This window comes from Nitrospira sp. CR1.1 (assembly GCA_014055465.1).
Lineage (GTDB): Bacteria > Nitrospirota > Nitrospiria > Nitrospirales > Nitrospiraceae > Nitrospira_A.
Genome location: WIAF01000003.1, coordinates 351,203 through 376,724, shown reverse-complemented (window position 1 = coordinate 376,724; position 25,522 = coordinate 351,203). Strand labels below are relative to the sequence as shown.

The 25,522-nt window shown below is 58.6% G+C and carries 22 protein-coding genes and 1 pseudogene; 17 read left to right on the top strand and 6 right to left on the bottom strand.

All coding sequences use genetic code 11. From position 1 onward, the window contains the following. Nucleotides 1-15 precede the first annotated feature (15 nt). From GDA65_08465 to GDA65_08445, 5 genes are all read right to left on the bottom strand, one after another. Entirely contained in the window at nt 16-1,032 is a 1,017-nt protein-coding gene (locus GDA65_08465) for a sulfate ABC transporter substrate-binding protein (protein ID MBA5862726.1), read from the bottom strand. 44 nt (nt 1,033-1,076) lie between these two features. Further along, complete coding sequence (locus GDA65_08460) at nt 1,077-1,517, bottom strand: Rrf2 family transcriptional regulator (protein ID MBA5862725.1); 441 nt, start codon at nt 1,515-1,517, stop codon at nt 1,077-1,079. 379 nt (nt 1,518-1,896) lie between these two features. Beyond that, the gene (locus GDA65_08455) at nt 1,897-2,199 is read right to left on the bottom strand and encodes a type II toxin-antitoxin system RelE/ParE family toxin (GenBank protein MBA5862724.1); all 303 of its coding nucleotides are present in this window, start codon (nt 2,197-2,199) and stop codon (nt 1,897-1,899) included. Continuing rightward, on the bottom strand, nt 2,196-2,414 hold the full coding sequence (locus GDA65_08450) for an acyl-protein synthetase (protein MBA5862723.1): 219 nt from the start codon (nt 2,412-2,414) through the stop codon (nt 2,196-2,198). The genes GDA65_08455 and GDA65_08450 overlap by 4 nt, the downstream gene beginning before the upstream one ends. A 128-nt stretch (nt 2,415-2,542) precedes the next feature. Further along, nucleotides 2,543-3,088, bottom strand: coding sequence for a hypothetical protein (locus GDA65_08445; GenBank protein MBA5862722.1), 546 nt, complete (start codon nt 3,086-3,088; stop codon nt 2,543-2,545). Between the two features lie 574 nt (nt 3,089-3,662). Here GDA65_08445 and GDA65_08440 point away from each other — a divergent pair. The 10 genes and pseudogenes from GDA65_08440 (at nt 3,663) to GDA65_08395 (ending at nt 16,176) form a co-directional block, all read left to right on the top strand. Continuing rightward, nucleotides 3,663-4,583: a glycine--tRNA ligase subunit alpha gene (locus GDA65_08440; protein ID MBA5862721.1), complete on the top strand. Its 921-nt coding sequence runs from the start codon at nt 3,663-3,665 to the stop codon at nt 4,581-4,583. Nucleotides 4,584-4,603: 20 nt separating this feature from the next. Beyond that, the gene (locus GDA65_08435) at nt 4,604-6,796 is read left to right on the top strand and encodes a glycine--tRNA ligase subunit beta (protein MBA5862720.1); all 2,193 of its coding nucleotides are present in this window, start codon (nt 4,604-4,606) and stop codon (nt 6,794-6,796) included. A 14-nt stretch (nt 6,797-6,810) separates the two neighbouring features. After that, nucleotides 6,811-7,329, top strand: coding sequence for a hypothetical protein (locus GDA65_08430; protein ID MBA5862719.1), 519 nt, complete (start codon nt 6,811-6,813; stop codon nt 7,327-7,329). A 25-nt stretch (nt 7,330-7,354) separates the two neighbouring features. Further along, nucleotides 7,355-10,204, top strand: a complete 2,850-nt coding sequence (locus tag GDA65_08425; protein ID MBA5862718.1) for a pyruvate, phosphate dikinase — start codon at nt 7,355-7,357, stop codon at nt 10,202-10,204. A gap of 26 nt (nt 10,205-10,230) precedes the next feature. Further along, on the top strand, nt 10,231-11,319 hold the full coding sequence (gene ribD / locus GDA65_08420; GenBank protein ID MBA5862717.1) for a bifunctional diaminohydroxyphosphoribosylaminopyrimidine deaminase/5-amino-6-(5-phosphoribosylamino)uracil reductase RibD: 1,089 nt from the start codon (nt 10,231-10,233) through the stop codon (nt 11,317-11,319). A 112-nt stretch (nt 11,320-11,431) separates the two neighbouring features. Then, nucleotides 11,432-12,658: pseudogene (locus GDA65_08415) on the top strand (hypothetical protein). Next, nucleotides 12,655-13,461, top strand: a complete 807-nt coding sequence (locus GDA65_08410) for a hypothetical protein (protein MBA5862716.1) — start codon at nt 12,655-12,657, stop codon at nt 13,459-13,461. Before GDA65_08415 ends, GDA65_08410 begins: the two are co-directional and overlap by 4 nt. 18 nt (nt 13,462-13,479) lie before the next feature. Continuing rightward, on the top strand, nt 13,480-14,085 hold the full coding sequence (locus GDA65_08405; GenBank protein MBA5862715.1) for a methyltransferase domain-containing protein: 606 nt from the start codon (nt 13,480-13,482) through the stop codon (nt 14,083-14,085). A 78-nt stretch (nt 14,086-14,163) separates the two neighbouring features. Then, nucleotides 14,164-15,339: an MFS transporter gene (locus tag GDA65_08400; GenBank protein MBA5862714.1), complete on the top strand. Its 1,176-nt coding sequence runs from the start codon at nt 14,164-14,166 to the stop codon at nt 15,337-15,339. A gap of 180 nt (nt 15,340-15,519) precedes the next feature. Next, a complete protein-coding gene (locus GDA65_08395) occupies nt 15,520-16,176 on the top strand; it encodes a riboflavin synthase (GenBank protein MBA5862713.1) in 657 nt (218 codons plus the stop codon). Nucleotides 16,177-16,863: 687 nt separating this feature from the next. Here GDA65_08395 and acs read toward each other — a convergent pair. Continuing rightward, nucleotides 16,864-18,753 carry an acetate--CoA ligase gene (gene acs, locus GDA65_08390; protein MBA5862712.1) on the bottom strand — a complete coding sequence of 630 codons (1,890 nt, stop codon included), beginning with the start codon at nt 18,751-18,753 and terminating at the stop codon, nt 16,864-16,866. A gap of 228 nt (nt 18,754-18,981) precedes the next feature. Between acs and GDA65_08385 the strand changes: the two genes are divergently transcribed. The 7 genes from GDA65_08385 to GDA65_08355 all read left to right on the top strand — a co-directional run bounded on the left by GDA65_08385 (nt 18,982) and on the right by GDA65_08355 (nt 25,470). Further along, complete coding sequence (locus GDA65_08385; protein ID MBA5862711.1) at nt 18,982-20,361, top strand: tetratricopeptide repeat protein; 1,380 nt, start codon at nt 18,982-18,984, stop codon at nt 20,359-20,361. A gap of 500 nt (nt 20,362-20,861) precedes the next feature. After that, the gene (locus tag GDA65_08380; protein MBA5862710.1) at nt 20,862-21,428 is read left to right on the top strand and encodes a hypothetical protein; all 567 of its coding nucleotides are present in this window, start codon (nt 20,862-20,864) and stop codon (nt 21,426-21,428) included. 39 nt (nt 21,429-21,467) lie between these two features. After that, nucleotides 21,468-22,097: a penicillin-binding protein activator LpoB gene (locus GDA65_08375; protein ID MBA5862709.1), complete on the top strand. Its 630-nt coding sequence runs from the start codon at nt 21,468-21,470 to the stop codon at nt 22,095-22,097. 104 nt (nt 22,098-22,201) lie between these two features. After that, a complete protein-coding gene (locus GDA65_08370; GenBank protein MBA5862708.1) occupies nt 22,202-23,608 on the top strand; it encodes a hypothetical protein in 1,407 nt (468 codons plus the stop codon). Next, on the top strand, nt 23,605-24,741 hold the full coding sequence (locus tag GDA65_08365; protein MBA5862707.1) for a hypothetical protein: 1,137 nt from the start codon (nt 23,605-23,607) through the stop codon (nt 24,739-24,741). Before GDA65_08370 ends, GDA65_08365 begins: the two co-directional genes overlap by 4 nt. A 35-nt stretch (nt 24,742-24,776) precedes the next feature. Then, nucleotides 24,777-25,025: a hypothetical protein gene (locus GDA65_08360; GenBank protein MBA5862706.1), complete on the top strand. Its 249-nt coding sequence runs from the start codon at nt 24,777-24,779 to the stop codon at nt 25,023-25,025. A 1-nt stretch (nt 25,026) separates the two neighbouring features. Next, nucleotides 25,027-25,470: a hypothetical protein gene (locus GDA65_08355; protein ID MBA5862705.1), complete on the top strand. Its 444-nt coding sequence runs from the start codon at nt 25,027-25,029 to the stop codon at nt 25,468-25,470. The last annotated feature ends 52 nt before the right edge of the window (nt 25,471-25,522 follow it).

Sequence of the window (25,522 nt, the reverse complement as noted above, 5' to 3'; positions counted from 1 at the left end):
CGATCGTTCCTCGTCCTACCGTTTCGACACATCTTCGACAATCTTCGTCCAGACACCTTGTGCGCCGAAGAGTGTGGTGCTCACTGACTCCCATCCGCCGAGCTCTGCAATGGTGAACAGGTGCGCCGGTTGCGGCAGTGTGGAAGCCGATGCAGGGGCCGCTGTGCCCCGGTCCAACGGGCGGAACCCCAGTTCAATAAAGGCGGCTTGCGCCTCCGGTCCGTGGAGAAAGGCAACGAACGCGTCGGCCAGATCCTTGGCCTTATGACGATCGGCGTAGGTATCGACCACCGCCGCCGGGTTTTCGATCCAGACGGTTTCGTCCGGCACGATGATTTCGTAGGGGCGGCCGCTTTTTACGCGCGGCAACAATTCGTTTTCATAGGTCACAATCACATCGCCGACGCCGCGCTCGAAGGTCGTTACCGATTCTCGCCCGCTTTTGTCCATGACTTTCACGTTGCGCTGGATGCGCGTGAGCAGGTCGACTGCCTGCGTCGCAGCCGCGTCCGGAGCAACCGGTTTTCCCGCTCGTTGTTCGGCGAGTTTCAGCCCCGCGCCATAAATCGCGATCACATCCCACATGGCGCCGCCGGACGTTTTCGGATTCGGATACAAGACTTCGATGCCGGGTCGCGCCGCGTCTTCCCAGCCCTTCACGCCTTTGGGATTGCCCTTCCGGACGCCGAGGGCCACGACCGAGGCGGAGATCATGCCCCCATGCGGCGCCTTTCTCCAGTCGTGCGTGATCAGGCCGGCTTTGACGACTTGATCGACATCGCCCTCCAGCGAGAGCACGGCGACATCCGCATCGAATCCGCCGATGATAGCGCGGGCCTGAGCGCCCGAGGCGCCATAGGAGCTGCGCACGCGGACATCCTGCCCGGTCTTCTGTTTCCAAAAACGTTGGAAGGCGGGAATGATGCGTCGTTCGTAGGCTTCTTTGGGCACGCTATAGGCCGCCAAAATCAGATCGCGCGTTTCTGCCGCCTGTGCCGGGGCGGAGACGGTCAGCCAGGCTCCATACGTCATGACAGCGACCAACAAGCTCGTCACCGCGTGGTTGATGGTACGCATTAAGATCCTTTCACCAGGTTGTTATGGGCGAATCGACTCAACGTGTAATGGTCGAGAATATTGGCAATCGCATCGCGCACTTCCCCCATGGCCTGCTGTAATGGGCAGGACGGTTTGGCGGCATAGGGGCAGTCGGAACATTTTTGATAGGCGGTTTTGCTGACACAGCTGATCGGGGCCAGAGGGCCGTCCAGGATACGGATGACCTGGCCCAGCGTGATCTCTTCCGGGGACTTGATCAGCGAATAGCCGCCACGAATGCCGCGCCGGCTCGCCAGCAGCCCGGCGCGTTTGAGGGCGAGCAGGATTTGTTCGAGAAATTCCACGGGAATGTTCTGCCGCTCGGCAATCTCATGGCGCTGAAGCACGCGGCCTCCGTAGGTCTCGCAGAGCTCGAGCAGCGCGCGGAGTCCATATTCACTCTTCTTGGAGAACTTCATGGCCTAGATAGTTGTCTAGTGAGTTGCTCAAGAACTGGAAGAATAAACCTTGCGGATATCCTGATTCAAGCGCCTTGTGGAGTCTCTTTTCTTAGCCAATATAGTTTCAGTTGAACAGGGCAATGAATTGCAGCAGGTTGCCGCAGCACAAGGCGAGTGTCACGATTCAAGAACACCTTGGTGAATTTTCTACGGCTCCCGATCGAAGTCCCGCTCGCACTCACCGATCAATTGAATCAGGATCTTCCGGAGGTGGAGAGCGCGGAGTCGGTGTGGAATCGGATTACCGTGAATCGCGTGGAAGTGTCAGCGAGGAGAGAATGGCGTGCTTAACATCCAAGCTTAGGCACGGCTTCAGGCGGCGAGCGGGAGCGGCTGGTTAACCATCTCTTTTCAATCGTTTCCTGATCCATAACGGATTCCTCCGGCAATCCAATACGGCATGCACACGAACCACATTATTTCCCTCCACACTGTAATAGATGGCAAAAGGGAAGCACTTGGAGAGGCAACGGCGATGACCGTATATGACTTGATGAATTCCGGCGTAAACGAGAAGGGAATCAATGTCTGAGAATAAGCAGTCTAGGAAGTAGGTCCCAAGACCGGCTTCCCGGTCTTCATAAAAGTGGAAACCCTGGATCAAATCATCCTGGGCTTCGTCCAGAAGCTCGATTCTCACGAGAGCTTGTTTCGGATGTCCGCTTTGGCGGCCTCCCAATCAATGAATCGAGATTGCCCCTCGGCGAGCCGCTGGCGGCGTTCATCGAGGATGTCCTTGTGCCAGGCAGGGGACTCAATAGCCTCTGGGGTACGGGCAAGGTCTTCCCATAGAGACTCCATCGCAGCAAGCTTCTCTTGAAGGCTCATGGCTTTAAGTGGGAGATTGAACGACATGAGCTCAGTATACCTCAGCACCGAACAGATTCAAATCCCTTTGCCTATCGTTCCTGGTGGTCGGCCTCGGCGAGCGACGCGAGCCAGCGGTCCTGTTGACCATGAGGTAAAGGCTGGAACGGATACTTTCATTGGCAGTCCGCGTTTTTCGCTCCGCATTCCTTGCATTTCATATACGGAAATGAACCTTCTGGAATACGACCGAACAATAGTTCAGCGTTCGCTTGAAACAGATGGTAACAGTAATCGAAAACACCCTGAACGTTCAACTCCGCGATGCCCCGGTTCCTCGGGTGATCCAAGTGGTGGATTAGTGCGTTTGCGTATTCCCGCAGCATCGCTAATTTGGGAAACAACCGTGAGCGGATCACGTTAATGTTCAAGGTTATCTTTCGACACTTCGCGCAGGCAATTGCGGCATCCTCGACGATACAACTTTGAATCTGCTGCATCAGATACGTGTCTGCCGAACGCGTGGCGAGTGCAACGACGTAAGCGCTCGATAGTTTTTCCATCCAATCGCGGCCACTTGAGAAGGTGTTGTAAGCGCGCAGTGCAGTAGTTCTCTGAACGATTGCCATTGCAACTTGTACCGCTGGCCCTTCACCCGCTCTCAGGCCGACGGCCTCAATGGGGTGCGGCGAAAAAGCCAAATTGTCGGTGCTCGCATCCATTCGAATCCTAACGTTCCAAGAGATCTAACGCTTGAATATATTGGCCGGCATTGTTCGCGGATACTACGTGCCGGCTGTCGCACAATTCATGTGTTGATTCATTGACGTATCAACTCTATCCCCAACGCAGGGGTAGCGTGCTGTACAGTCCCGCATAATACCGTTATAGGTGCGAAGGACTCAACGCGATTGGCTACAATGGGGACAGCGCACGGGAGCTGTTGAGCAGGTGACGAGCATCCATCTACGTATGGTTAAGGGGCGGCCCTGTGGGACGAAGGCGGGTGAACCGGATGGTGACTGTCATGGAGCGTACAGGCAACAGTGCGTTCACCTGGGCGTTCTAGAACGCCCTCGCCACGAAGAGATTGCTGAGACCACTTGGCCCTGATGAATCAAGCACCTTGGGGCGGAGGCCACAGAATCGAACCGCGCGGTCCTTATCACAGCATCGCCTATGCAACCTATTGAAATCGGACGCTCAGTTTCTTGACACCCTGTGACGGTTCTTGCTAGCTTCAGCGTGATTTTCATCCGTTACCACGAGCAGCCTGCGGCTAGATCTGGACATCCGGTGAATTTCCAAGACCTCATTTTGACCCTACATCGTTTTTGGGCCGATCGCGGGTGTGTTATTCACCAACCTTATGACCTGGAAATGGGTGCAGGGACATTCCATCCCGCCACATTTCTCCGTTCCCTCGGCCCGGAGCCCTGGCGCGCCGCCTATCCGCAGGCCTGCCGCCGCCCGACCGACGGACGGTACGGCGAAAATCCCAACCGCATGCAGCATTACTATCAGTACCAGGTGGTGCTGAAACCTGCCCCGGACAATATTCAGGGCCTCTATCTGGAGAGTCTCAAACAGCTAGGCATCGATCCCAGGAAACACGATATTCGGTTCGTCCAGGATGATTGGGAATCGCCGACGCTCGGCGCCTGGGGGCTGGGTTGGGAAGTGCGCCTCGACGGCATGGAGATCACTCAGTTCACTTATTTTCAAGAGATCGGCGGGATCCCGCTCAATCCCATTACCGGCGAAATCACGTATGGCACGGAACGCATCGCCATGTATCTGCAGCAGGTCGATAACGTCTACGACCTCCAATGGACCGACGGCGTGACCTACGGCGACGTGCATCACCGCAGTGAGGTCGAGTTTTCCCGGTACAACTTCGAAGAGGGGGAGGTGCCCATGCTCATGGCCACGTTCCAAGCCTTCGAGGGCGAGTGCCAGCGGTTGCTGGACAAGAAGTTGACGCTGCCGGCCTACGACTACTGCATCAAGACCTCGCACATGTTTAATTTGCTGGATGCGCGCGGGGCGATCAGCGTGACCGAACGGACATCGTATATCGCCAGGGTGCGGGCGCTAGCGCGGCGTTGCGCCGAATCGTATCTGGCCGATCGCGAAGCGATGGGCTATCCCTTGATCAAGCAATCGGCTCAGATCGGCAAGCGAGCCGGCGCTCATTCACCCGTTCCAACCAAGTGATCCGCAGGCAGTAGCTGACGATGCCATCCAAAAAGACCACGACCAAGACTGCCCCACGCTCCAAGGTTGTCAAAGCTCCCAAGGCTCCAGCCACCACAGAACTGCTGGTGGAAATCGGAACGGAAGAGTTGCCCTATCAGTTCGTCGCTCCGGCCATGCGCGCCTTGCAGCAGGGAGCGGAGACGTTGCTGAAAGACCTGCGTCTGACCTATGGCGCCGTCCGTACGATGGGTACGCCGCGGCGGCTTGTGCTGCTCGTCGAAGGGTTGGCAACACAGCAGGCGTCAGCAGTCAAAGAAGCCATGGGGCCTTCCAAGTCGGTGGCGTTCGATCAAAACGGGCAGCCCACCAGAGCGGCCGTTGGTTTTGCCGCGGGGCAGGGCATTCCCGTTGAAGATCTGCAGGTTCGACAGACGCCGAAGGGCGAGTATCTGTTTGCGGTGAAGCAGGAGAAGGGGCAGGCGGTTGCCGCGGTACTGACGCAGGCGTTGCCGCAGTTGCTCGCCAAGTTATCGTTTCCCAAGGCCATGCAGTGGAACCAGACCGGCGTGCGTTTTGCCAGGCCGATGCGATGGCTGGTGGCCCTCTGCGGTGGGAAAGTCCTGCCGATTCAGTTCGCGACGATCAAGGCCGGCAGTTTCAGTCAGGGACATCGGGTGCTGGGCGCCAGGGTGTCCGGTCCGAAGGGTTTTGCCGTCAAGTCCATCGCGCACTATTTGAAGGAGATCGAACGCCACAGCGTCATCGTGGATCAGGATCGGCGGCGAGCCATGATCCTCGACCAATTGGCCTCGCTGGCCAAGTCTGCGCGCGGGCATCTGCACCAGGACGACGAATTGCTGGAACAGGCTATATATATGGTGGAATGTCCGCTGACGATTCTGGGTTCCTTTAAGCCTCACTATCTTGCGTTGCCGAAAGAAATTTTGATGACCTCCATGAAAGAGCATCAAGGATATTTCTCCCTCGTGGACTCGCACGGCGCCTTGCTGCCGAATTTCCTGGCCGTCACGAATATGAAACTCGCGAACATGCAGTTGATCCGCGAGGGCAACGAACGCGTATTGGCAGCGCGGCTGGCCGATGCAAAATTTTTCTTCGATGAGGATCGCAAGACCTCGTTGGCGGATCGAGTGGCGAAGCAGCTTGCGGTCACCTTCCACCAGAAGCTTGGCAGCCTGCATCAGAAGACGCAGCGCGTGGTGGCGATGGCGGCGCATGTAGCCGGGCAGCTCGGCGACGACCGGTTGATGCACGATTGCCGGCGCGCGGCGGAACTCAGCAAGGCTGATCTGTTGACGGGAATTGTGGGCGAGTTTCCGGCGCTCCAAGGAATCATGGGTGGCGAGTATGCGAAACACGACGGGGAGCCGGCGGCCGTCAGCGCGGCGATCAGAGAGCAATATCTGCCGCGGGCGATGGAAGGGGAATTACCGGAGTCATTGTCCGGGAAGGTGCTGTCCCTCGCTGATCGATTGGATAGCATTGCCGGATTTTTCCTGGTCGGCCTGATCCCGAGCGGTTCCGAGGATCCCTTTGCCCTGAGGCGCCACGCCACGGCCATCGTGCGTATCGTGATCGAGAGCAAGCTGCGGCTGAATCTCGCGCAAGCCGTACGAACGGCGCAAGACGTGTTGGCCGGTCAGAATGTGACGGCTGCGCCACAGACGGGCAAAGGCGGGGCGCCGGACGTCATCGGTTTTCTGTTTGAGCGGGTCCGCTTTTACGGCAAGAGCGCGCACCAATTGCGGGACGATGTGATGGAGGCCGTGTTGAAGTCGGCCGATCGTCAGTCCATCGATCTCACCGATCTCTTCGACAAGATGCAGTCGCTGCAGCAGATTACCGTGCGGGCGGAGTTCGATCCGCTCATCGTCGGATTCAAACGCGCGCACCGGCTGACCGAAAAAGAGCAGTGGGATCGCAAGCCGGTGGAATCCGCGTTATTTCGGGAAGCTGCCGAGTCCGCCTTACATGAGACCGTACAGAGTAGTCATGCAGCCTATGCGGCGGCGATGCGCAGCGGAGAGTACGGGCAGGCTCTGGACGTGCTGGTCCGGATGAAGGGTCCGATCGACGACTTTTTCAATGCGGTCATGGTCAACGCCGACGATCCGGCGATACGCGGAAACCGGTTGTCGCTCTTGAAAGAGGTCGATGATTTGTTCATGTCATTCGCTGATTTCTCCCAGATTATGGTACAAGGGACGTAGCGGATGGTGAGCGTGTGGACGCAACTTCAGAGAGCCTCCCTGAGTCACCCGAGGCGAGTGCCGCGGCCAAAGTAAGAGCGACCAAGGTCCGGCGATTTGCGTCCGGCCTCAGCGTCGTGATGATGGTGGTGTGCAACGCGGTCTTCCTGTTCGGCATCTGGGTGACCGGCCTCAATTTTGAACGGCTGGTGCGGACACCGGATATCTATGATTCCAGACAAGACATTTGCTTGCGACTGGCCTACCAACATGTTCCGGGCTCGGAAAACCCCGTGCAGTTCTGTTCGGAGTGGCTCAACCTCGCCGATCCAACCGGAAAAACCCATACGTTTCAGAAAGACGCACAACTCAAGCAGGGCGCAGACGGAACGTTCTATTTCGACTATGGACCGTTCGTGGACTACCGGCTGTTTGCGGTCGGCGCGTTCGTGGTGGGGATTATCGCGTGTGGCATTCGCGTGACGAGGCACGTCGTCAACCGCTATCGTATGCGGCTGGAAGCCGCCGCCCGCCATTCGGTTCCGACTCATTGACCTCATAGCAGAAGGAGAGCGTCGCGTGGCCAAGAAATATGTCTATTACTTTGGAGATGGAAAAGCCGAAGGCACCGGCAACATGAAAGAACTGCTCGGCGGCAAGGGCGCGGGATTGGCCGAGATGACCAATCTCAAAGTGTCCGTGCCTCCCGGATTCACGATCTCCACCGAGGCCTGCGTCGAATACTACAAGCGCGGCAAGGCCTACCCTCCCGGCATGATGGAGGAGGCCCTGGTGGCCCTCAAGAAAATCGAGCGATCGATGAAGGCCGGCTTTGGCGATCCCGACAGTCCCTTATTGGTCTCCGTCCGGTCAGGCGCCCGCGCCTCCATGCCCGGCATGATGGATACGGTGCTGAACGTGGGATTGACCACCAGGACCGTGCATGGCCTGGCGCTCAAGACCAAGAACGAACGGTTTGCGCAGGACAGTTATCGCCGCTTCATCGGCATGTTCGGCAGCATCGTCATGGGCATCAACCGCGAGCATTTCGAGGACATTCTCAAACATAAAAAGCGTGATCTCGGGGTCACGCAAGATACCCATCTCGATGCGAAGGCGCTCAAGGATCTCGTCGTCAGTTTCAAGGATCTCGTCAAAGAAGAAACCAAACGGGATTTTCCGGATGACCCGCTTGAACAATTGCGTATGGCGATCAATGCCGTGTTCTCCTCGTGGTACGGCGCGCGGGCCGTCACCTACCGGCGTTTGTACAACATCCCTGAAACCTGGGGCACTGCCGTGAATGTCGTGGCGATGGTGTTCGGCAACATGGGAGAGACCAGCGGGACCGGCGTGGCCTTCACGCGCGATCCGGCCACCGGTCAACGGCAGTTCTTCGGCGAATGTTTGACGAACGCGCAAGGCGAAGATGTCGTCGCCGGTATCCGGACGCCCTTGCCGGTGAACCAACTCGAAAAGTTCATGCCGCAAGCCTACAAGGATTTGGAGACGACCTATAAGAGATTGGAGCGGCACTATCGCGACATGCTCGACCTGGAGTTCACCATCCAGGAGGGCAAGTTGTACATGTTGCAGACCCGCGTCGGCAAACGCACCGGCGTAGCAGCGGTGCGGATCGCGGTCGATATGGTCAAGGAAGGGCTGATTTCGAAAAAGGAAGCCCTTGAACGGATCGGCCCGGATCAACTTGCTCAATATCTCTATCCGATTTTCGACGCGAAGGAAGAAGCGCACTGCACGCCGCTGGGTAAAGGGTTACCGGCGGGGCCCGGCGCCGCGGCGGGAAAAATCGCGTTAACGGCAGACCGGGCGGTGGAAATGAAAGCCGCCGGCAATCGCGTCGTGTTGGTCCGCCAGGAAACCAGCCCCGATGATATCCACGGCATGAATGCGGCCTTGGGCTTTTTGACGGCCCGAGGCGGCATGACCTCCCATGCGGCTGTCGTCGCCAGGCAAATGGGTAAGGTCTGTGTGGCCGGCTGTGATGCCATTGAAGTCGTGGACAATCAGACCGTACGGATCGGCGCCCAAGTTTTCCGTGAAGGGGAATATCTCTCCGTCAACGGCTCGACCGGCAATGTGTACGGCGGGGATATTCCCGTGGTGGAGTCCGAAGTCATCCAGGTATTGCAGGGGAAAATGGAGGCCTCCGCATCGGAGAAGTATCAGTTGTTCGAATCCGTGCTGAAGTGGGCCGACGGGATTCGCAAGCTGAAGGTTCGGGCGAATGCCGATGTGCCGGATCAGGCCCGTATCGCGCGGAGCTTCGGCGCAGAAGGTATCGGCCTCTGCCGCACGGAACATATGTTCTTTGCCGAAGATCGCATCCAGATCATGCAGAAAATGATTCTCGCCCGGAAACGCGAAGAGCGGGAAATGTATCTGGATCAGCTGCTGCCCTTGCAGAAGCAGGACTTCATCGGGCTGTACCGCGAGATGAAAGGGTTCCCCGTCACGATTCGTTTGCTCGATCCGCCGCTGCACGAATTTCTGCCGAAGCGTGAGGACCTCATGGTCGAAATCGCCCAGCTCGAACTCACCAGCGGATCCCAGACGGTGCTGGAGGAAAAGAAGCGGCTATTGACGCGAGTCGAAGAACTGCATGAATTCAATCCCATGCTGGGTCTGCGCGGCTGCCGCCTTGGCATTACGATGCCGGAAATTACTAAGATGCAGGCGCGCGCCATCATTGAAGCAGCCTGTGAGCTGGCGAAAGAAGGCACCAAGATCGTGCCGGAGATCATGATTCCGCTCGTCGGTATGGTGTCGGAAATGAAAGCCCAAAAGGATCTCGTCCGCGAAGTGGCGGCTGACACGATGAAGCGATACGGGGTCAAGCTCTCGTACCTCGTCGGCACCATGATTGAGTTGCCGCGCGCGGCCGTGACGGCCGATGGTATCGCGGAAGAAGCGGAATTTTTCTCGTTCGGCACGAACGATCTGACCCAGACGACGTTTGGCTTCTCGCGCGACGATGCGGCGAAGTTCATCGACTTCTACAAGACCGCCAATATTCTGGAGAGCGATCCGTTTGCGGTGTTGGACCGTGACGGTGTCGGCTCGCTCATGCGCACGGCGATCACCGGTGGACGCAAGACCCGTCCGACCATCAAGTTGGGAATCTGCGGTGAGCATGGGGGCGATCCCAGTTCCGTGGAGTTCTGCCACCAATTGGGGTTGGACTATGTGAGCTGTTCTCCGTATCGAGTGGGAATTGCGCGATTGGCTGCGGCACAGGCGGCGTTGGCGGAAGCCGAGAAAGAGAAGCCGAAGCCGGCGAAGAGCAAGCCGAAGGCCGCGAAGCCGAGCGCCGTCAAGTCTGCCAAGAAGTCCGCGAAACCTGCGCAGGCGAAAAAACGACCGGCTGCGAAACGCCTGGTGCGCCGCTCCAAGCGTACGGCCAGGTGAAATCATCTTCCCGCGATCGTGAATTCATGGCTCTGGCCCTTCGCCTCGCCGCGAAGGGCCGGGGTCATACCAGTCCCAATCCCATGGTCGGCGCGGTGGTCGTGCGCCGGGGAGACATCGTCGGTCAGGGTTCCCATCGCAAAGCCGGCGGTCCGCATGCCGAAGTCATCGCCTTGAGTCAGGCCGGGTCACGGGCCAAAGGCGGCACCCTCTACCTCACCCTCGAGCCCTGCAGTCATCTCAAAAAGCGCACGCCTCCTTGTGTTCCGCTGGTCATCAGCTCCGGAATCCGCCGCGTCGTCGTGGCCATGGTGGATCCGAATCCGCGGGTGAAGGGACGGGGCGTGACTCAACTCAAACGGGCAGGGATACGGGTCGACGTCGGCTGCCTCGAAGCAGAAGCCCGACAACTGAACGAAGCCTATATTCATTGGGTGCAGACCGGCCGGCCCTTTACCATTCTGAAGGCCGGCATGACGGTAGACGGGCAGATCGCGACCGCCAGCGGCGAATCGCAGTGGATGACCGATGAAGCGGCGCGGCTGCAGGTCCATCGGCTGCGGGCCGACGTAGATGCCGTGCTCGTCGGGATCGGCACGGTGTTGCGAGACGATCCCCGGTTGACGGCCAGGCCCGACGGCGAGTCGTCAGTGCGCCAGCCCCTGCGAATCATCGTGGACAGCCGCTTACGGATTCCCCTCAAGGCCGCGGTGCTCGCATTGCCGCAAGAGGCTCACACGGTGCTCGTCACCACGAGTGTGGCTTCACCGCGTAAGATTGCCACCTTGAAGGGGCGTGGTGTTGATGTGCTGGTCCTTCCGAAGGCCGGCGGCCATACCGATCTGCAGGCGTTATGGACGCGGCTTGGCCAACTTGGGATGACGAGCCTGCTGGTCGAGGGGGGAAGCGAGGTCAATGCCGCCGTGCTGAGAGCCGGCCTCGCCCAACGGCTCATGTGTTTTGTCGCGCCACTCGTATTGGGCGGGCAAGATGCGAAGGGGGTGTTTGGCGGCCTATCGCCGCGCCGCCTGCGTGACGCCGTGCCGCTCAAGAATCTACGCATAGCGCCGGTCGGGCGTGATATGCTGATCCAGGCTGATATCCCGACTCGATAGGAGCATTGTGCGATCGTCCTTTCGGCCTGCTCACATGGTTTATCCACGACGCCACGGTCTACGGCTCCTGTCTCTCGCCTCCATGTGGGTGGTTTTGTGGTGGGCTCCTGTCACTCTTGCGGCAGAAGAACCACCCATCACTGATCTTGCCGCGCAGATCTGGCAATACCTCACCACCCAGGATAGCGAGCAGGCGAATTCAACGCTGACTTCAATCACGCGACGCCCGGATGCGACCATTCAGGTGGTGCAGGATATTCTTCGCAAGGGCCAACCTCACGGCCTTCAGCCGGTCGGCATCCTGGCGGATGAACAGGTCGTGGTGCGCGATCGGCCGTATCGGGTGAGTTTATCCATTCCACAAAGTTACGAGCCGACCAGGGACTATGCGCTCGTGGTCTGTCTCCACGGCGCGGGGTTCACGGGCGAGGCCTACTTAGATCGGTGGAAGTCGCGGTTGGGGGAACAATACATCCTGGCCTGTCCGACCTATCCAGCCGGCGCCTGGTTTACGAGGCGGGCCGAAGACCTGGTGCTGGCGACCGTGCAGCTTGTGCAGCAACGGTATCGCATCGATCCTCGTCGGATTTTCCTCAGTGGGATGTCCAACGGCGGCATTGGCGCCTGGTTGATCGGCATGCATCACGCCCCCTTGTTTGCGGGACTTGCGCCGATGGCCAGCGGCATCGACGATGTGTTGTTTCCGTTTTTAGAAAACCTGCGCACCACGCCGGTCTACATCATTCATGGGTCTCAGGACCAGGTGATGCCCGTGGAATTGAGCCGGAAGCTGGCCGCCGAGCTGAAGCATCTCGACTACCCCTTCATCTATCGCGAACATGATCGTACCCACGCGATGGCGGGCGGCCATTTTTTCCCGCGCGAAGAGCTCCCTGATCTGGTGAAGTGGTTCGACAACCAGCGCCGGACGCCGGTTCCGAAGACCATGACCGTCGTGCGCGATGCGAGCCATCTCCTGCCGTTCGGCTGGGTGCGCATCGATGCGACGGATCAGATTGCCTCCTTCTCTGAAGATCTGATCGACAAGCGCGATGACAGCATCCGGCAGCGGTCCTATGCCCGGTTGACCGCGCAGGTGACCGGTCCGAATCGGATCGACGTGCGGACAGACCGTGTCCGGCAGTACACCTTGTATCTCAATGACGACCTCGTCGATCTGTCCAAGCCGGTCGTCATCACCACCGACGGTCAGCCTTCGTTCGAAGGCCTTCTGACCCCGCATGTCGAAACCCTGTTGCGGCAGGCCCGTCTTAGGCACGACCCTGCGCAGCTCTTTCCCTCCCAGGTCACGCTATCCGTGCCCCAACGGGTTTCATGACTGGGGCCGGCGAGATCGTCCGGCGAATCGGCTCCGTGGCTACTCTGCTCACCGTCGCGTTGGCCCTATCCGATTCCTCCGGGCGAGCTGAACCTGAGCGATGCCCCCTCCCTTCGCACCATGTCGGCATGGTGTTTCCTCTCGATCACATTGAGGCAGCCTGGGCCTGCCGGATCGAACCGATCATCGCGCATTACACGACGGCGAATAAGGTGGGACCGGTCCGCACCATGCTACCCGAGCACGTCTATGTGTATCTGTTAGAGCATCCGGTCATGGCTGCGGCCCTTGTCAACCGGCTCGATCTTGGGTTGTACAAAGCAGAGTTGCGCGGTCCTGATGAATTTTGGGCGACCGATGGTGAAGGCACGGAAGGCATCGTGCATGCGCTCTATCAGGATCGGAACACGCGCATCTATTATCTCGAAGGGACCCATGATGGACGGTTCTTGCCGCGAGTCAGCGGCAAAGCCCTGGTGTTGTTCAAATTGCAAGCGGTGACAGATGGGCAGGGGGTGGAATCGATCGACAATACGATGGTGTCCTACCTGCGGCTCGATAACCGGTTGTACTCCGGGCTGCTGTCGCTGCTCCGTCCGCTGATCGGCACGGTGGTCAATCGGCAGGTCGTGAAGGCGTTTGATGCCGCCCGTCGTTTGGCCGGGGCCATGCGCGACCGGCCGGATCACGTGCTGTTCGAGGCGACGGACCCGCCAGGCTTGCCGGATGAGCAGGTCGCCTTCTTGAAAGAGGCGATTGCAAACCTGCATGGTCCAGCCGTACCGTCTCGGCTCAAACCCTAGCCCCTTTGTGATCGATCGATGGACCCAAGACAAACCGGACAACAATATGATGCCCTGGCATCGTGGTGGCTTGAGCAGATGAAGGGATCGACGTACGGCGTTCCGGCATTGGAGCGTGCCCTGAGGTTTGTCGAGCAGGGTGGCCGCCGCGTATTGGATGTCGGCTGCGGTTGCGAAGGCCGGTTTCTGAGAGTTCTGATGGAACGGGGATTTCAGTGCACCGGATTGGATATTTCCAAAGAAATGATCGCGACGGCGCAGAAGCGATATCCGGAGGTCGCGTTTGCGGTGGGCGATATTTGCACCTGGCAGCTTCCGCACCAATACGACTTGATCACTGCCTGGGACAGTACGTTTCATCTTTCTCTGGAAAGTCATGAGCCCGTCCTCCTGAAGTTATGCGAGGGATTATCCAAGGACGGAGTGTTGTTGTTGACTTGTGGCGGAGTCGAAGAGGCGGGGACTATTCACGGGGAATTTGGCGGAAAACGATTCGAATATAGTTCGTTGGGTGTGCCGGAGTTCGCCCGGCTTCTCTGGCAATGTGGCTGCGCGGTTCAACACCTCGAATACGATCAGTATCCCGAGAGACATGCATACTTTATAGCCAAGAAGATTCGATGACAGGCTCCGACGGAAATTTGCAATGTGTTTGTCAGTGTCTACGAACCAGAAGGAACTTGGCGCCGCAATGAGACCTTCATGACGACCTCCCGCAGTTTTTTCTACCTCTGCGCGCTCGGCGTGTTTTGCTTCATCAGTTACAACCTCGTCCGCATGCCGGTCCTGTCCCTCTTCGCGGAATCTTTGGGGGCCGGACCGGAGCGGATCGGATTGATTGTCTCGGTGTCGACGATTACCGGGGTGTTGTTGAAACTGCCGTCTGGCGCCCTGTCCGACATCTATGGGCGGAAGATGCTGCTGCGTATCGGTGTGGTGGCGTTCGGGGTGCCGCCGTTCATCTACCCGTTCATTTCGGACCTCAATGCGTTGACGGCGTTGCGATTTGTCCATGGCCTGGCGACGGCCATCTTCGCGCCGAGCGCCCTGGCCACCGTGGCCGATCTCTATAAGGAGCGGCGCGGGGCGGCGATGGGAACGTATACCGCCTGCACCCAGTCCGGTTCCCTCCTGGGCCCGTTTCTCGGCGGATGGTTGGCTCATGCGGCCGGGTTTCCCACCGCCTTCGTCACGGCGGGGATTTTCGGATGCGTCGCGATCCTGATCTTTTTCAGCCTCCACTTGGATGAGCCGCCGCCACGAGTCCGTGAGAAGGGACTGGCACCGGTTTTGGCCGAGATGGGAAAAGGGTTTCTCGCCGTCGCCCGGAATCGGAAAGTGTTGATCACCAGTTCCACCGATGCCGCCAAGATGGTGGCCAACGGCGCGCTGATGGCGTTTCTGCCGCTCTACGGCCTCTCGGTCGGCTTGAACGCCGGTGAAGTGGGTTTGCTCTTTAGCGTGCAGGCGGTGACGTCGTTTTTATCCAAGCCGGTGATGGGGCGGATCTCAGATCGGGTGGGACGACAGCCGTTGATTGTGCTCGGTCTGGTGATCTGTGCCGTCACCTTCATCAGCATGCCCCATGTGAGCTCGTTTGCCGTGCTGCTGCTGTTGTCATCCGGGTTTGGGTTTGGAGAGGCGGTGGTCTCGTCGTCGTCTGCGGCGTTGGTTGCCGACAGTTCCGAGTTCAAGCGGCTGGGGGCGGGGATGGGGATGCAGGGAACGGTGATGGATATCGGTCATGCCAGTGGTCCTCTCCTAGCCGGGTTTTTGATTGCCCATGCCAGCTATCAAGAGGCCTTTGCAGTGATCGCTGGGCTTCAGATCTTGGCAGCCGTCGCGTTCTGGGCCACGATGAGAACCATTTCTCGGTAGTGTATAATGCCGCCGCATGATCTGGACGCGAGACGGTATAATTTTTTTTTTACAAGGAAGCCGCAAAGGATGGATACGGATTTTATTGAAACGCTTCAGCGCGGGATTGCCATCGTGGGCGGGATTGGATTGCTCGGTTTTTGTCTCTATCTCCTGAAGACGCACAAGGGGGCGTAGGCCATGTTCAGCGGCATCGTGGAAGAGATGGGCGCGGTGTCCATCCTGAATAAAGGTTTGGCCGGCACCCGACTCACCATCATGGCCTCGACGATCATGAGCGACCTGACACTCGGCGCCAGTGTGAGTGTGAACGGCGCCTGTCTGACGGCCGTCGCCAGGACCGATCATGATTTCTCGGTCGATGTCTCGCCGGAAACTCTCACCGTCACGACGCTGGGCAGTCTTACTACCGGTTCACCCGTCAACTTGGAGCGGGCAATGAAATTGAACGAGCGGATCGGCGGGCACATGGTCTCCGGTCATGTCGATGGCATCGGCGCCATTCGCAGCCGGCATCAGGACGGCAATGCCCTGGTCCTGGAAATTGAAGCGCCCAAAGACATTCTGCGCCTCTGCGTTCAGAAGGGCTCCATCACGGTGGACGGTATCAGCCTGACCATCAACGAGGTGACCGAACGGTCGTTTCTGGTCGCCATCATCCCCCATACGGCGAAGGTCACGACACTCGGATTGAAACAGGTGGGCGACCAGGTCAATCTCGAGTCCGACCTGATCGGAAAATATGTCGAACGACTTCTGCAGGACCGCGGACTTCTCCCGCCAAAACCCACACCGATCATCGACAAAGATTATCTGCAGCGCCGCGGATTGATCTAACAGGCTGCGGAAAAGCTCGTTTTTTGCACGCTACGCCGCGATCAGCTCACGTGGCGTGTTGGTATCAGGATAGTAGGCAGGATGCGCAACAAGGCCATCCAGCAAGGCCGCAGCGAGTGAAGCGGCGAATCGTACTCTTGTCGTACGTTGAGCCGCTGAACGATGCGAGAACGCCGCTGGTGGACTTTTTCCGCATCCTGTTAAATCTTAGGCGCCGGCTTCGGTGAAGACTGACAGCCCAGGTCTCTCCCTCTGTCCTGGCGTATCTACTTCAGCGGAAGGGAATTGTCGTGATAGAAAAACAACACGTGTGTTGTTCAGCGGAAACAGCCAGGCAGTCAGAATCCCCAGAGAATTTCATGTCGAAGGAGATGAAATCGAACTAGAGCATAAGGGCGCTACGCTTGTGCGACGTCCAAAAAAGAAATCGTGGTCTCTCCTGGCTGACAGCTTGGGAAAATTTACGAAGGGTTTCATGGAGAAGGGCCGTAAACAACCGGCGGCGCAGAAACGTACGCGTCCATTTTCCTGAAGGTCATGTTCGATACCAATATCCGCATCTATCTCATTAAGCAGCAACTCCCCACTGTTCTCGACCGATTTTACGCATTCCTCGTTGGAACTATCGGGCATGACCGGCCGCCATGCCTATCGTGAAAGAAGATGCTCGACTAACTGCGGCTCGACTTAGTCTTCAATCGTGGAAATATCGCCCACGTCCTGTCCCAACTCCTTCGCTTTGAGCACCCGCCGCATGATTTTGCCGGAGCGCGTTTTTGGCAATGACGGCACGATATCGATTTCCTGCGGCACCGCGATTTTTCCCAGTTCCTTCAGCACATGGTCCTTAAGCGATTGCACCAGCTCCTTTGAATCCTGGTAGCCCTGCTTCAGAATGACAAAGGCCTTGATCGCTTCTCCGGCCGTGCGATGCGGCTTGCCGATGACCGCGGCTTCCGCTACGGCATCGTGACTCACGAGCGCGCTTTCAACTTCGGCCGTCCCGATGCGGTTGCCTGCGACCTTGATGACGTCGTCTGCGCGGCCCATGAACCACATATAGCCGTCCTGATCCTTGCGGCAGACGTCGCCTGCGGTATAACAATTGGGGATGGTGTTCCAGTAGACCTTGTACCGATCAGGGTCCTTGTAAATGGTGCGCATCATCGCCGGCCAGGGTTTCTTGATCACGGCGAAGCCGCCGGCATTACTCGGCAGACTGTGTCCTTCTTTATCCACCACGTCGGCTTCAATCCCAAGAAACGGTCGCGTCGCCGAACCGGGCTTGAGGGGAACCGAAGGCAGGGGAGTGACCAGGATCGCGCCGGTTTCCGTCTGCCACCAGGTGTCCATGATGGGTTTGTCGCTGCCGGTCACGCGATAGAACCACTCCCAGGCTTCGGGATTGATGGGCTCGCCGACGCTTCCGAGAATGCGCAACGTGGAGAGATCGTATTTCTTCGGCCAGTCTTCGCCGTACTTCATCAACAACCGCACGGCCGTCGGTGTCGTGTAGAAAATGGAGACGCCATACCGCGCGATGAGATCCCACCAGCGGCCGGGGTTGGGGTAATCGGGCTTGCCCTCGGCCATGAGGATGGTTGCGCCGTTCAGGAGCGGCCCATAGACGATGTAACTGTGCCCCGTCACCCAGCCCGGGTCGGCGACACAGAAATAGACGTCGTCTTCCTTCAGATCAAAGACATATTTCGTGGTGATATAGGTGCCGACCATGTAGCCGCCATGGACGTGCACGACGCCTTTGGGTTTGCCGGTGGTGCCGGAGGTGTAGAGTATGTACAGCGGCGTTTCGGCATCGAGCGGTTCCGCCGCGCAGACGGCGCTCTGTTCATTCAACCAGTCGGCCCAATCGATTTCTTTCGGCGCGGTCAGCGCGACGCTGAGGGCATCGCGCCGCACCATCACGACTTTCTCCACGGAGGGACAGGCCTGCACGGCAGCGTCCACCACGGGTTTGAGCGGAATCGTTTTCCCGCGGTCGTAGCCGACGTCGGCGGTGATGACGAGACGCGCCTCGGCATCCTGAATGCGGCTTGCAAGCGCCGGCGCGCTGAACCCGGAATACACCACACTGTGAATCACGCCGATCCGCGCGCAGGCCAGCATGGCCACGACCTGCTCGGGAATTTTCGGGAGATAAATCGTGACGCGGTCGCCTTGCTTGAGTCCCAGTGCCTTGAGCGCATTGGCGCAGCGGTTGACCTGGCGTAGCAGCTCCCCATAGGTGAAGATGCGTTCCTCACCGTTCTCGCCCACCCAGATAATGGCGACTTTATTCCGGCGCCAACCGTTGGCGTGGCGATCGAGACAGTTGTGGGCGATATTGCAGGTCGCGCCGACGAACCATTTCGCCCAGGGGTAGTTCCACTCGAGAACCCGGCTCCACGGCGAGAACCAATCCAGTTCCTGAGCCACGCCGCCCCAGAAGGCTTCCGGATCGGCAATCGAGGCCTTGTAGGCCTGGTCATAATCCTGAATATGCGCCGCCGCTTTTGTCCTGGCGGACGGCTGAATGACACGTCCTTCTTTCAATAGCGTATCGATCTTCTCGCTCATGAGAGTCATCCCTCCACAAAGCGCGGGCCTGTCCGGTGCGCGGTTCAATCGTCTACGGCATTATGCGGATGGGGCAAAGGAACTGCAACCCTCGCGCCGCGGAGAGGTCCGGCCGGAAAGCAAAGAATGGCCGCATGGGACAAGGGCCGACGCGGCGCGCCTTTCTTGACAGTCAGGACGACGCGAGGGTAGGCTGAGCCCGTTGCCTTTCACTGGATCATCCTCCTGATGCGTTCGCCGAGATCACTCAGTTTCCCCCGGATGATCACCTGCCTAACGGCCTTGTGCGTCGCGGGAATCGCGACCGAGCGCTCGGTTGCCCAGGTCGGAAAGCCGGACGCGCTCTATTACAAGTCGTGGGCTGTGGTGGTCGGGGTCGAAAATTATCTCGTCGCGCCGAAGGTGCCTGGTGCGCTGGAGAGTTCGCATGCGGTGGCTGTCGCGTTGCGAGGGCTCGGGTTTGATGAGGTGATCGAACTGCAGGACAAGGAGGCCAGCTCTAGACGCCTGCTCCAAATCCTCAACGACTACCTTCCGCGCAAAGTAGGACGGCAGGATCGTGTCGTCTTCTTTTTTACCGGACATGCCGGAGTGACACAGGATTCTCAATCGACTGATCTGGGCTATGTGGTTCCCTGGGACGCGCAGCTGAACAATCCCGCCAAAGCCATTACCTTGGATCAGCTCAAGGAGTTTAGCCGGCGATCGGCCTCAAAACACATCCTCATGCTGTTCGATGCCAACCTGCGCGGCTGGGATGTCACGGCTCCGCAACCGCTCTCGTTGGAAGGGCGTGTGTCACCGGAGGACGACACCGAGAAACGTTCCGTTCAAGTGCTCACGGCGGCTGGGAAGGAAGAATCCGTCGGCCGCGTTCCGGGGCAGAGTTCTTTCGTGACGGCGCTGGTCGCCGGATTGAAGGGTGCGGCGGATCTCAATAACAACGGGTGGGTCATGGCGAGTGAACTCGCTGCCCAGGTGAAGCAGGACGTCGAGCGTGAGACCAAGGGCGCGCAACATCCGCAGTTCCTTCAACTCGAGGGAAACGGCGATGTCATCCTCGTCGAGGGCCGGAAGGAAATGTTTTCGGTCGGGAAGGAACCGAGCACCGAAGCGGACCGGATGAAGGAGGCTCGCGTACAGTATGAACAGGCCTTCGCCCTGCTGCAGCAGCAGCAGTCTGCAGAGGAAGCTTTGGAACGGCTCAACCGGGCGATTACCTACGATCCATCCTTCGGAGACGCCTATGTGTTGAAGAGTTATATCCGCCTGGAGGTGCTGCCCAATCTCGAAGAGTCATTGGCGGCGGCGCAAGCGGCGGTCCAGCACGCGCCGCAGAATCCGGACTCCCATTACTCATTGGCGCTGGCCCTCGAAAAGAAAGGCCAGCACCAGGAGGCCGAGCGAGCGATGCTGCAGACACTGGCCGTTAATCCCGCCTACACCGACGTCTATTTTTCGCTGGGGGCCTTGTACGCCGATCACCTGAATGAACCGCAGAAGTCGATCGACGCGTTTCGCCGCTATCTGGAATTGGGCGGCCAGAGTGAGCGTGCCACCCGCGCCGTCCATGGCGATCGCGCTCCGGGTGAGAAACCCGCTCCGTAGCGGAACTCCTGGCCAGCCTGCACCATCTCAGATCCGATGAACTGTTTCGCCCAGTCAGGGGTAGTGTTGCGCTCCGCCGTTTTTCAATCCACGGCTAGTCTTTGCCTCCGCCTTTCAGATATCCCAGTCCGATCTTCAACGCCCGGCGTGTAATCTCCGGCCAACGCACCTGCGGATATTCTGCCAGCACAGCGGCGGCCTTCGGATCCTGGATATCAAGTTGAACCACCCGAATGATACCGTCTTCAATTTGAACGTCGGCCATCTGTGTCATCTCCTTCGAGCACGCTACGTACAATGTTCTTTTTGGGGGTGCGGCCGGTCAACCGCAAGACCGGTTCCGCGTTGACAGTCCTGGGGGTGCATGTTAGCATAAAAACTCGTTTTTTCGCGCCATCGTCTCTCGTCGCCCAGTGAACCACACACGTCGATCTTCCATCGTCTTGCCGCATATAACCGAGCCGCCGGATCTTACAGGTGCCACACCAAGGAGGAAGCGTATGAGCAGAGTAGAGGGAGCTTTTTCGAAGTTCACCGGGAGCGCGCTGGCGCTGGTACTCCTCATCGGGCTGACGGCCTGCGGTGGTCCGCCGAACTGGGTCAAGAAAGGGTCCGGTGCGTTCAATGAAAAAAGCGATAAATCCTTCTACGGTGTGGGCTCGGTGGTGGGTGTGCGCAATGAACCGTTAGCCTGGGATACGGCGGAGAACCGCAGCCGGGCGGAAATCGCCAAGACCTTTGAAACCTATACCGCCTATCTGATGCGCGATTACGCGGCCTCCACGACGGCGGGTGATTTTTCCCGTAACAGTGAAGAACAGAATATCGAGCGGGCGGTGAAGACCTTCTCCGCGGTTACGCTGAACGGCGTCAAGCCCATGGATCGGTACAAGGATGAGAAGTCCGGAACGTATTATGTCCTCACCAAGCTCAGCCTCGAAGATATGAAGAATAATCTGGAGCAGGCCAAGGAACTCAATAGCCAGGTCCGTGACTTCGTGCGCAAAAATGCCGACCGGTTGTTCGATCGTCTGGAGAAGGAAGAAGACAAGCGGGCGACGAAATAGTCGAGGCGCGTTCTGGGCCTGTGGCCGGGAGGAGTGAGCATGATCGAGTGGCGGGAGCGTTCAGGGTTGCGGGCATGTGCCGTGGTACTGCTAGTGGGATGTGCTGCCGTGGTCAGCGGGTGCGGGCACGAGACCAAAGTAACACGTGTCGATACAGGCACCGTGACCGACCTCAGCGGGCGTTGGAACGATACGGACTCCCAAATGGTCGCCGAGGCCATGGTGAAGGAAGCCCTTGCGAATCCCTGGCTTGGCAACTTTACCAAGGGAAAGAATCGTCAGCCTGTCGTCATCGTAGGGACGGTGCTCAACAAGAGCCATGAGCATATCAACGTGCAGACGTTCGTGAATGATCTGGAGCGTGAGTTGACCAATTCGCAGAAAGTCACCTTCGTTGCCGCCAAAGGGGAGCGTGATGAGGTGCGGGAAGAACGCCGCGAACAGGCTGTCCACGCCCGCGAGGACACGCAAAAAGCACCCGGCAAGGAAATCGGCGCGGACTATATGATGCGGGGGAGTATCGCCACGATTCTCGACGAGCAGGACGGAGCCAAAGCGGTCTTCTATCAGGTCGATCTGGAAATGGTCGATTTGGAGAACAATGTCAAATCCTGGTTTGGACAGAAGAAGATCAAGAAAGTCATCGAAAAGAAACGCACGATTTTTTAGCCAGACGGATTCAGTTGAGATTCCACTTCCCATCGACTACGGCCTCCCTTCGGGGAGGCCGTTTCATTTCTTGGCCCTTGTTATCCGCGATGTGTTGGGGCCTGGTGTGTGTGTTATCCGGCTGCGGCCTGTCATCCAACCATTATCTTCTCATCGATCAACGCCTGGCGGCGCATGACACTCGAGGGGCGGATGCCATCATGGTGCAGACTGAGTCCGACTATGGACCGCGCAATCGTCTCCTCTACAGCATGGACCGGGGAATGACGCTGCACCTCGCCGGCGAATACGTGCAGAGCAATGCGCAGCTTGAATCGGCGGCGCAGGAAGTCGAACGCTTGTATACAAGGACGATCAGGACGGAGACCTCCGCCTTCCTGACCAACGACAACGTGCTACCGTATGAAGGCGATCCCTACGAACATGTGATGATCAACAGTATCAAGGCGCTGAATTACGCGGCGATGGGGCAGCTGACGGAAGCTGTCGTTGAGGCTCGGCAGATCGACCATCGGCTGAATGTCTTGTCCGATACTGCCAAGGAAAAGGACGGATACCGTGAGGATGCCTTTGCCCGCTATCTGACGGGCGTGTTGTATGAATCGACCGGCGATCTCAATAATGCCTTCATCGCCTACCGGAAAGCCTATGACATTTATGAAGCGACGAAGAGTTGGGCGCGAACGCCTGTACCGCCGATGCTGCGCGAGGATCTGCTCCGGACCACCGATGCTCTGCATATGACGACCGAGTTCGAGGAATACAAGCGCCTGTTTCCTGAGACGCATTGGATGCCACGACCCGAGCGCCAGAACCTCGCCCAGGTCGTCGTGATCGGCTATAATGGCCGCGCGCCGCGCAAGGAAGACGCGTTTCTGGACATTCCTATCAGCCTGAGCGCGCTCCAGTTGGTGCTGTTGAATCGGGGTGTCATCCATGCGTCGAATCGTCAGGAGCGTCGGGTCGCGGACAGTGTGTTGTACGGATTGAATGGCCGCGTCGTACGGGTGGCCTTGCCCAAACTCATACCGCAGAAAACGCAGGTGGTGCATGAGACGGTGACCTTGACGCCTCGAGAGGGAACGCCGATTTCCGCGTCATCCGAATTGGTCTACAATGGCACGGCGCTGGCTGAGCGGTCCCTTTCTGATCGCCTCCCTGGAATCACGACGAAGGCGCTTGCCCGGGCGGCCGTGAAATTTGCCGCAGCCGAAGCCGCCACACGCGGATCACAGCATGCGGTCAGTAAGGGCGACGCGCCGTGGGTCGGATTACTGGTGGGGGTTCTCGCGCATGGGCTGGCAGTGGCCTCGGAAGTCGCGGATACCAGAAGTTGGCGCACCTTGCCGGACGAGATTCAGATTTCCCGCCTCTGGGTGCCGCCCGGCGAATACGACAGCCGGATTCAAGCCGTGACTCGAGGTGGCGGAACGCCGCAGGTCGAAGGGCCGCGTCCTCTCGTCCTGCGGGCGGGACAAACACTCTTCGTGATTGAACGAGTGATGTTATGAGGGCAGTGAGAGGCATGGGATGGGATCGAGGCAGACGGATCGCCCTGGCAATGCTGGCGGTGCTCCTGTGCTCCGGATGCGGGTGGGTCGGCGGAGCTTCCCGTCCTTCCTGGATCGACGGCAGCAGCAGTCAGTTTCCTTCCACGCAGTATCTGGTTGGCGTCGGCCAGGCCGATTCGCGTCCACAAGCGACTGAACAGGCCTATGCGGCCGTGTCGCGGATTTTCAAAGCGGAAATTACCGCGCAGGCGAAGGATTGGGAATCGTACCTGGTGGTGGAATCCCGCGGGCAGACGAACACAGAACGCAAGCTGATTCTGGACCATGTCACGCGGGTCACGACGGCCAAGGTGCTGGAGAATGTCCAGGTCCTCGATACCTGGTTTGACCAAAAGGCGCGACAGTACTATGCTCTGGCAGGCATGAACCGGGCGCAGGCCGAATCGGCGATGCTGGAACGTCTGGCAGACCTCGATCGGTCGATTCACACGGAAGTCACGGAAGCGCATCAGTCTCAGGATAAGCTCTCACACGTGCGCAATCTGAAGCGGGCTACCAGGAATCTGGTCCTCCGCGAAGCCTACAACACCGACCTGCGCACGATCCGCTCGAATGGACAGGGGCATCAGGCCGCCTATCGTGTGGCCGAATTGACCGCTGAATTGGAACAGTTTCTCGCCGCGAATTTGGAGATGGCTGTGGACGTTTCGGGCGAGCAGGCGGAACCGCTCGAACGGGCGCTCGTAGAGGGCCTCACGCAGGAAGGCTTCTCCGTCGTCGGTCATGGAACAGGAGCGGGTACGGCAGAATTGCTGATCAAAGGAACCGTGCGGATGTGGCCGATCGAAGTCCCTGACCCGCAGTTCCGCTATGTGCGGTGGTGTACGGATGCCGTGATCGAAGAAGTCTCGACCCGCCGGGTCATCGGCGCAGTGTCCAAAGGCGGCAAAGAAGGACATGTGACGGAACGCGAGGCTGCGGCCAAAGCCGTTCGTGTCATGCAGCAGGAGTTTTCGTTAGATCTGGCCCATGCGGTGGCCGCGCATATTTACGGAGAGAGGGAGTTATCAGTGTCATCTGCTGCGCCGTCGGGTTGTCCGAAAGAGGCGACTCAGCCGCCGCTCAGTCGTTAACGGCTGCGAATTCACCATAGGAGAGAGGAGAGGGAATGGGAAAGACAGGGACCCGGAAGGCGGGAGAAGAAGCCGGCGGCGGACGCCGGATGTCCAGTCAGGCGATGAAAAAACATTTGCGTGAACGGCTGACCGCCGATACCCAGCAGGTGCTGAAGAGCGACATCGTGAGCATCTTTCGCAAACAGGGCTACTATGAGGAATTACCGCTGGATGAGTTGCAGGATCGCCTCTCCAAGCTCCAGTCGCCGCTGGCCGACAGTCTGTTGAAGGGGAGGGGGTAGCATGCCGTATTACTATTTCGATTCCACGGCGCTGGTCAAGCGCTACAGCATGGAGCGAGGGACGCGCATCGTCAACAAGCTGATGGTGAAGCGTGGAAAAGTCGCCATTCTCCCCATGTGGAGCGTCACGGATTTTTATTCGGCGTTATCCGTTCGCGCGCAGCAGGGAGAAATTACGCGGGACGATTGTTATTCAGTCTTGTACAAGTTCGAGATGGAAGCCTCGCAAGGGCTCTTCCAATTTATTGCGCCCACCATGGAGACCCATCTGGCGGCGAAGGAATTGATTTTGGACTACCCGGCGCTGCGGTCGCCGCAGCTCCTGCATCTGGCCTTAGCCCTGGAACTGAAACCGCTTCGGCTGACGGTCGTCAGCGCAGACAAGCAGCTTTTGGCCGCCTGCCGTCCCGCCGGGCTACACATCATCAATCCGGAAGACGACTAGTGGATGCAGAACGCGGAAACAGCCCGCCGGTGGCGTTCTCGCATCGCTCAGA

Bases quoted from the DNA above. Each gene is read 5' to 3' on its own strand.
- GDA65_08395 (MBA5862713.1), top strand. From the start codon at position 15,520: ATGTTCAGCGGCATCGTGGAAGAGATGGGCGCGGTGTCCATCCTGAAT.
- GDA65_08450 (MBA5862723.1), bottom strand. From the start codon at position 2,414: ATGTCGTTCAATCTCCCACTTAAAGCCATGAGCCTTCAAGAGAAGCTT.
- GDA65_08435 (MBA5862720.1), top strand. From the start codon at position 4,604: ATGCCATCCAAAAAGACCACGACCAAGACTGCCCCACGCTCCAAGGTT.
- GDA65_08365 (MBA5862707.1), top strand. From the start codon at position 23,605: ATGAGGGCAGTGAGAGGCATGGGATGGGATCGAGGCAGACGGATCGCC.
- GDA65_08375 (MBA5862709.1), top strand. From the start codon at position 21,468: ATGATCGAGTGGCGGGAGCGTTCAGGGTTGCGGGCATGTGCCGTGGTA.
- acs (MBA5862712.1), bottom strand. From the start codon at position 18,753: ATGAGCGAGAAGATCGATACGCTATTGAAAGAAGGACGTGTCATTCAG.
- GDA65_08385 (MBA5862711.1), top strand. From the start codon at position 18,982: ATGCGTTCGCCGAGATCACTCAGTTTCCCCCGGATGATCACCTGCCTA.
- GDA65_08410 (MBA5862716.1), top strand. From the start codon at position 12,655: ATGACTGGGGCCGGCGAGATCGTCCGGCGAATCGGCTCCGTGGCTACT.
- ribD (MBA5862717.1), top strand. From the start codon at position 10,231: ATGGCTCTGGCCCTTCGCCTCGCCGCGAAGGGCCGGGGTCATACCAGT.
- GDA65_08380 (MBA5862710.1), top strand. From the start codon at position 20,862: ATGAGCAGAGTAGAGGGAGCTTTTTCGAAGTTCACCGGGAGCGCGCTG.
- GDA65_08400 (MBA5862714.1), top strand. From the start codon at position 14,164: ATGACGACCTCCCGCAGTTTTTTCTACCTCTGCGCGCTCGGCGTGTTT.
- GDA65_08465 (MBA5862726.1), bottom strand. From the start codon at position 1,032: ATGACGTATGGAGCCTGGCTGACCGTCTCCGCCCCGGCACAGGCGGCA.
- GDA65_08445 (MBA5862722.1), bottom strand. From the start codon at position 3,088: ATGGATGCGAGCACCGACAATTTGGCTTTTTCGCCGCACCCCATTGAG.
- GDA65_08405 (MBA5862715.1), top strand. From the start codon at position 13,480: ATGGACCCAAGACAAACCGGACAACAATATGATGCCCTGGCATCGTGG.
- GDA65_08460 (MBA5862725.1), bottom strand. From the start codon at position 1,517: ATGAAGTTCTCCAAGAAGAGTGAATATGGACTCCGCGCGCTGCTCGAG.
- GDA65_08360 (MBA5862706.1), top strand. From the start codon at position 24,777: ATGGGAAAGACAGGGACCCGGAAGGCGGGAGAAGAAGCCGGCGGCGGA.
- GDA65_08355 (MBA5862705.1), top strand. From the start codon at position 25,027: ATGCCGTATTACTATTTCGATTCCACGGCGCTGGTCAAGCGCTACAGC.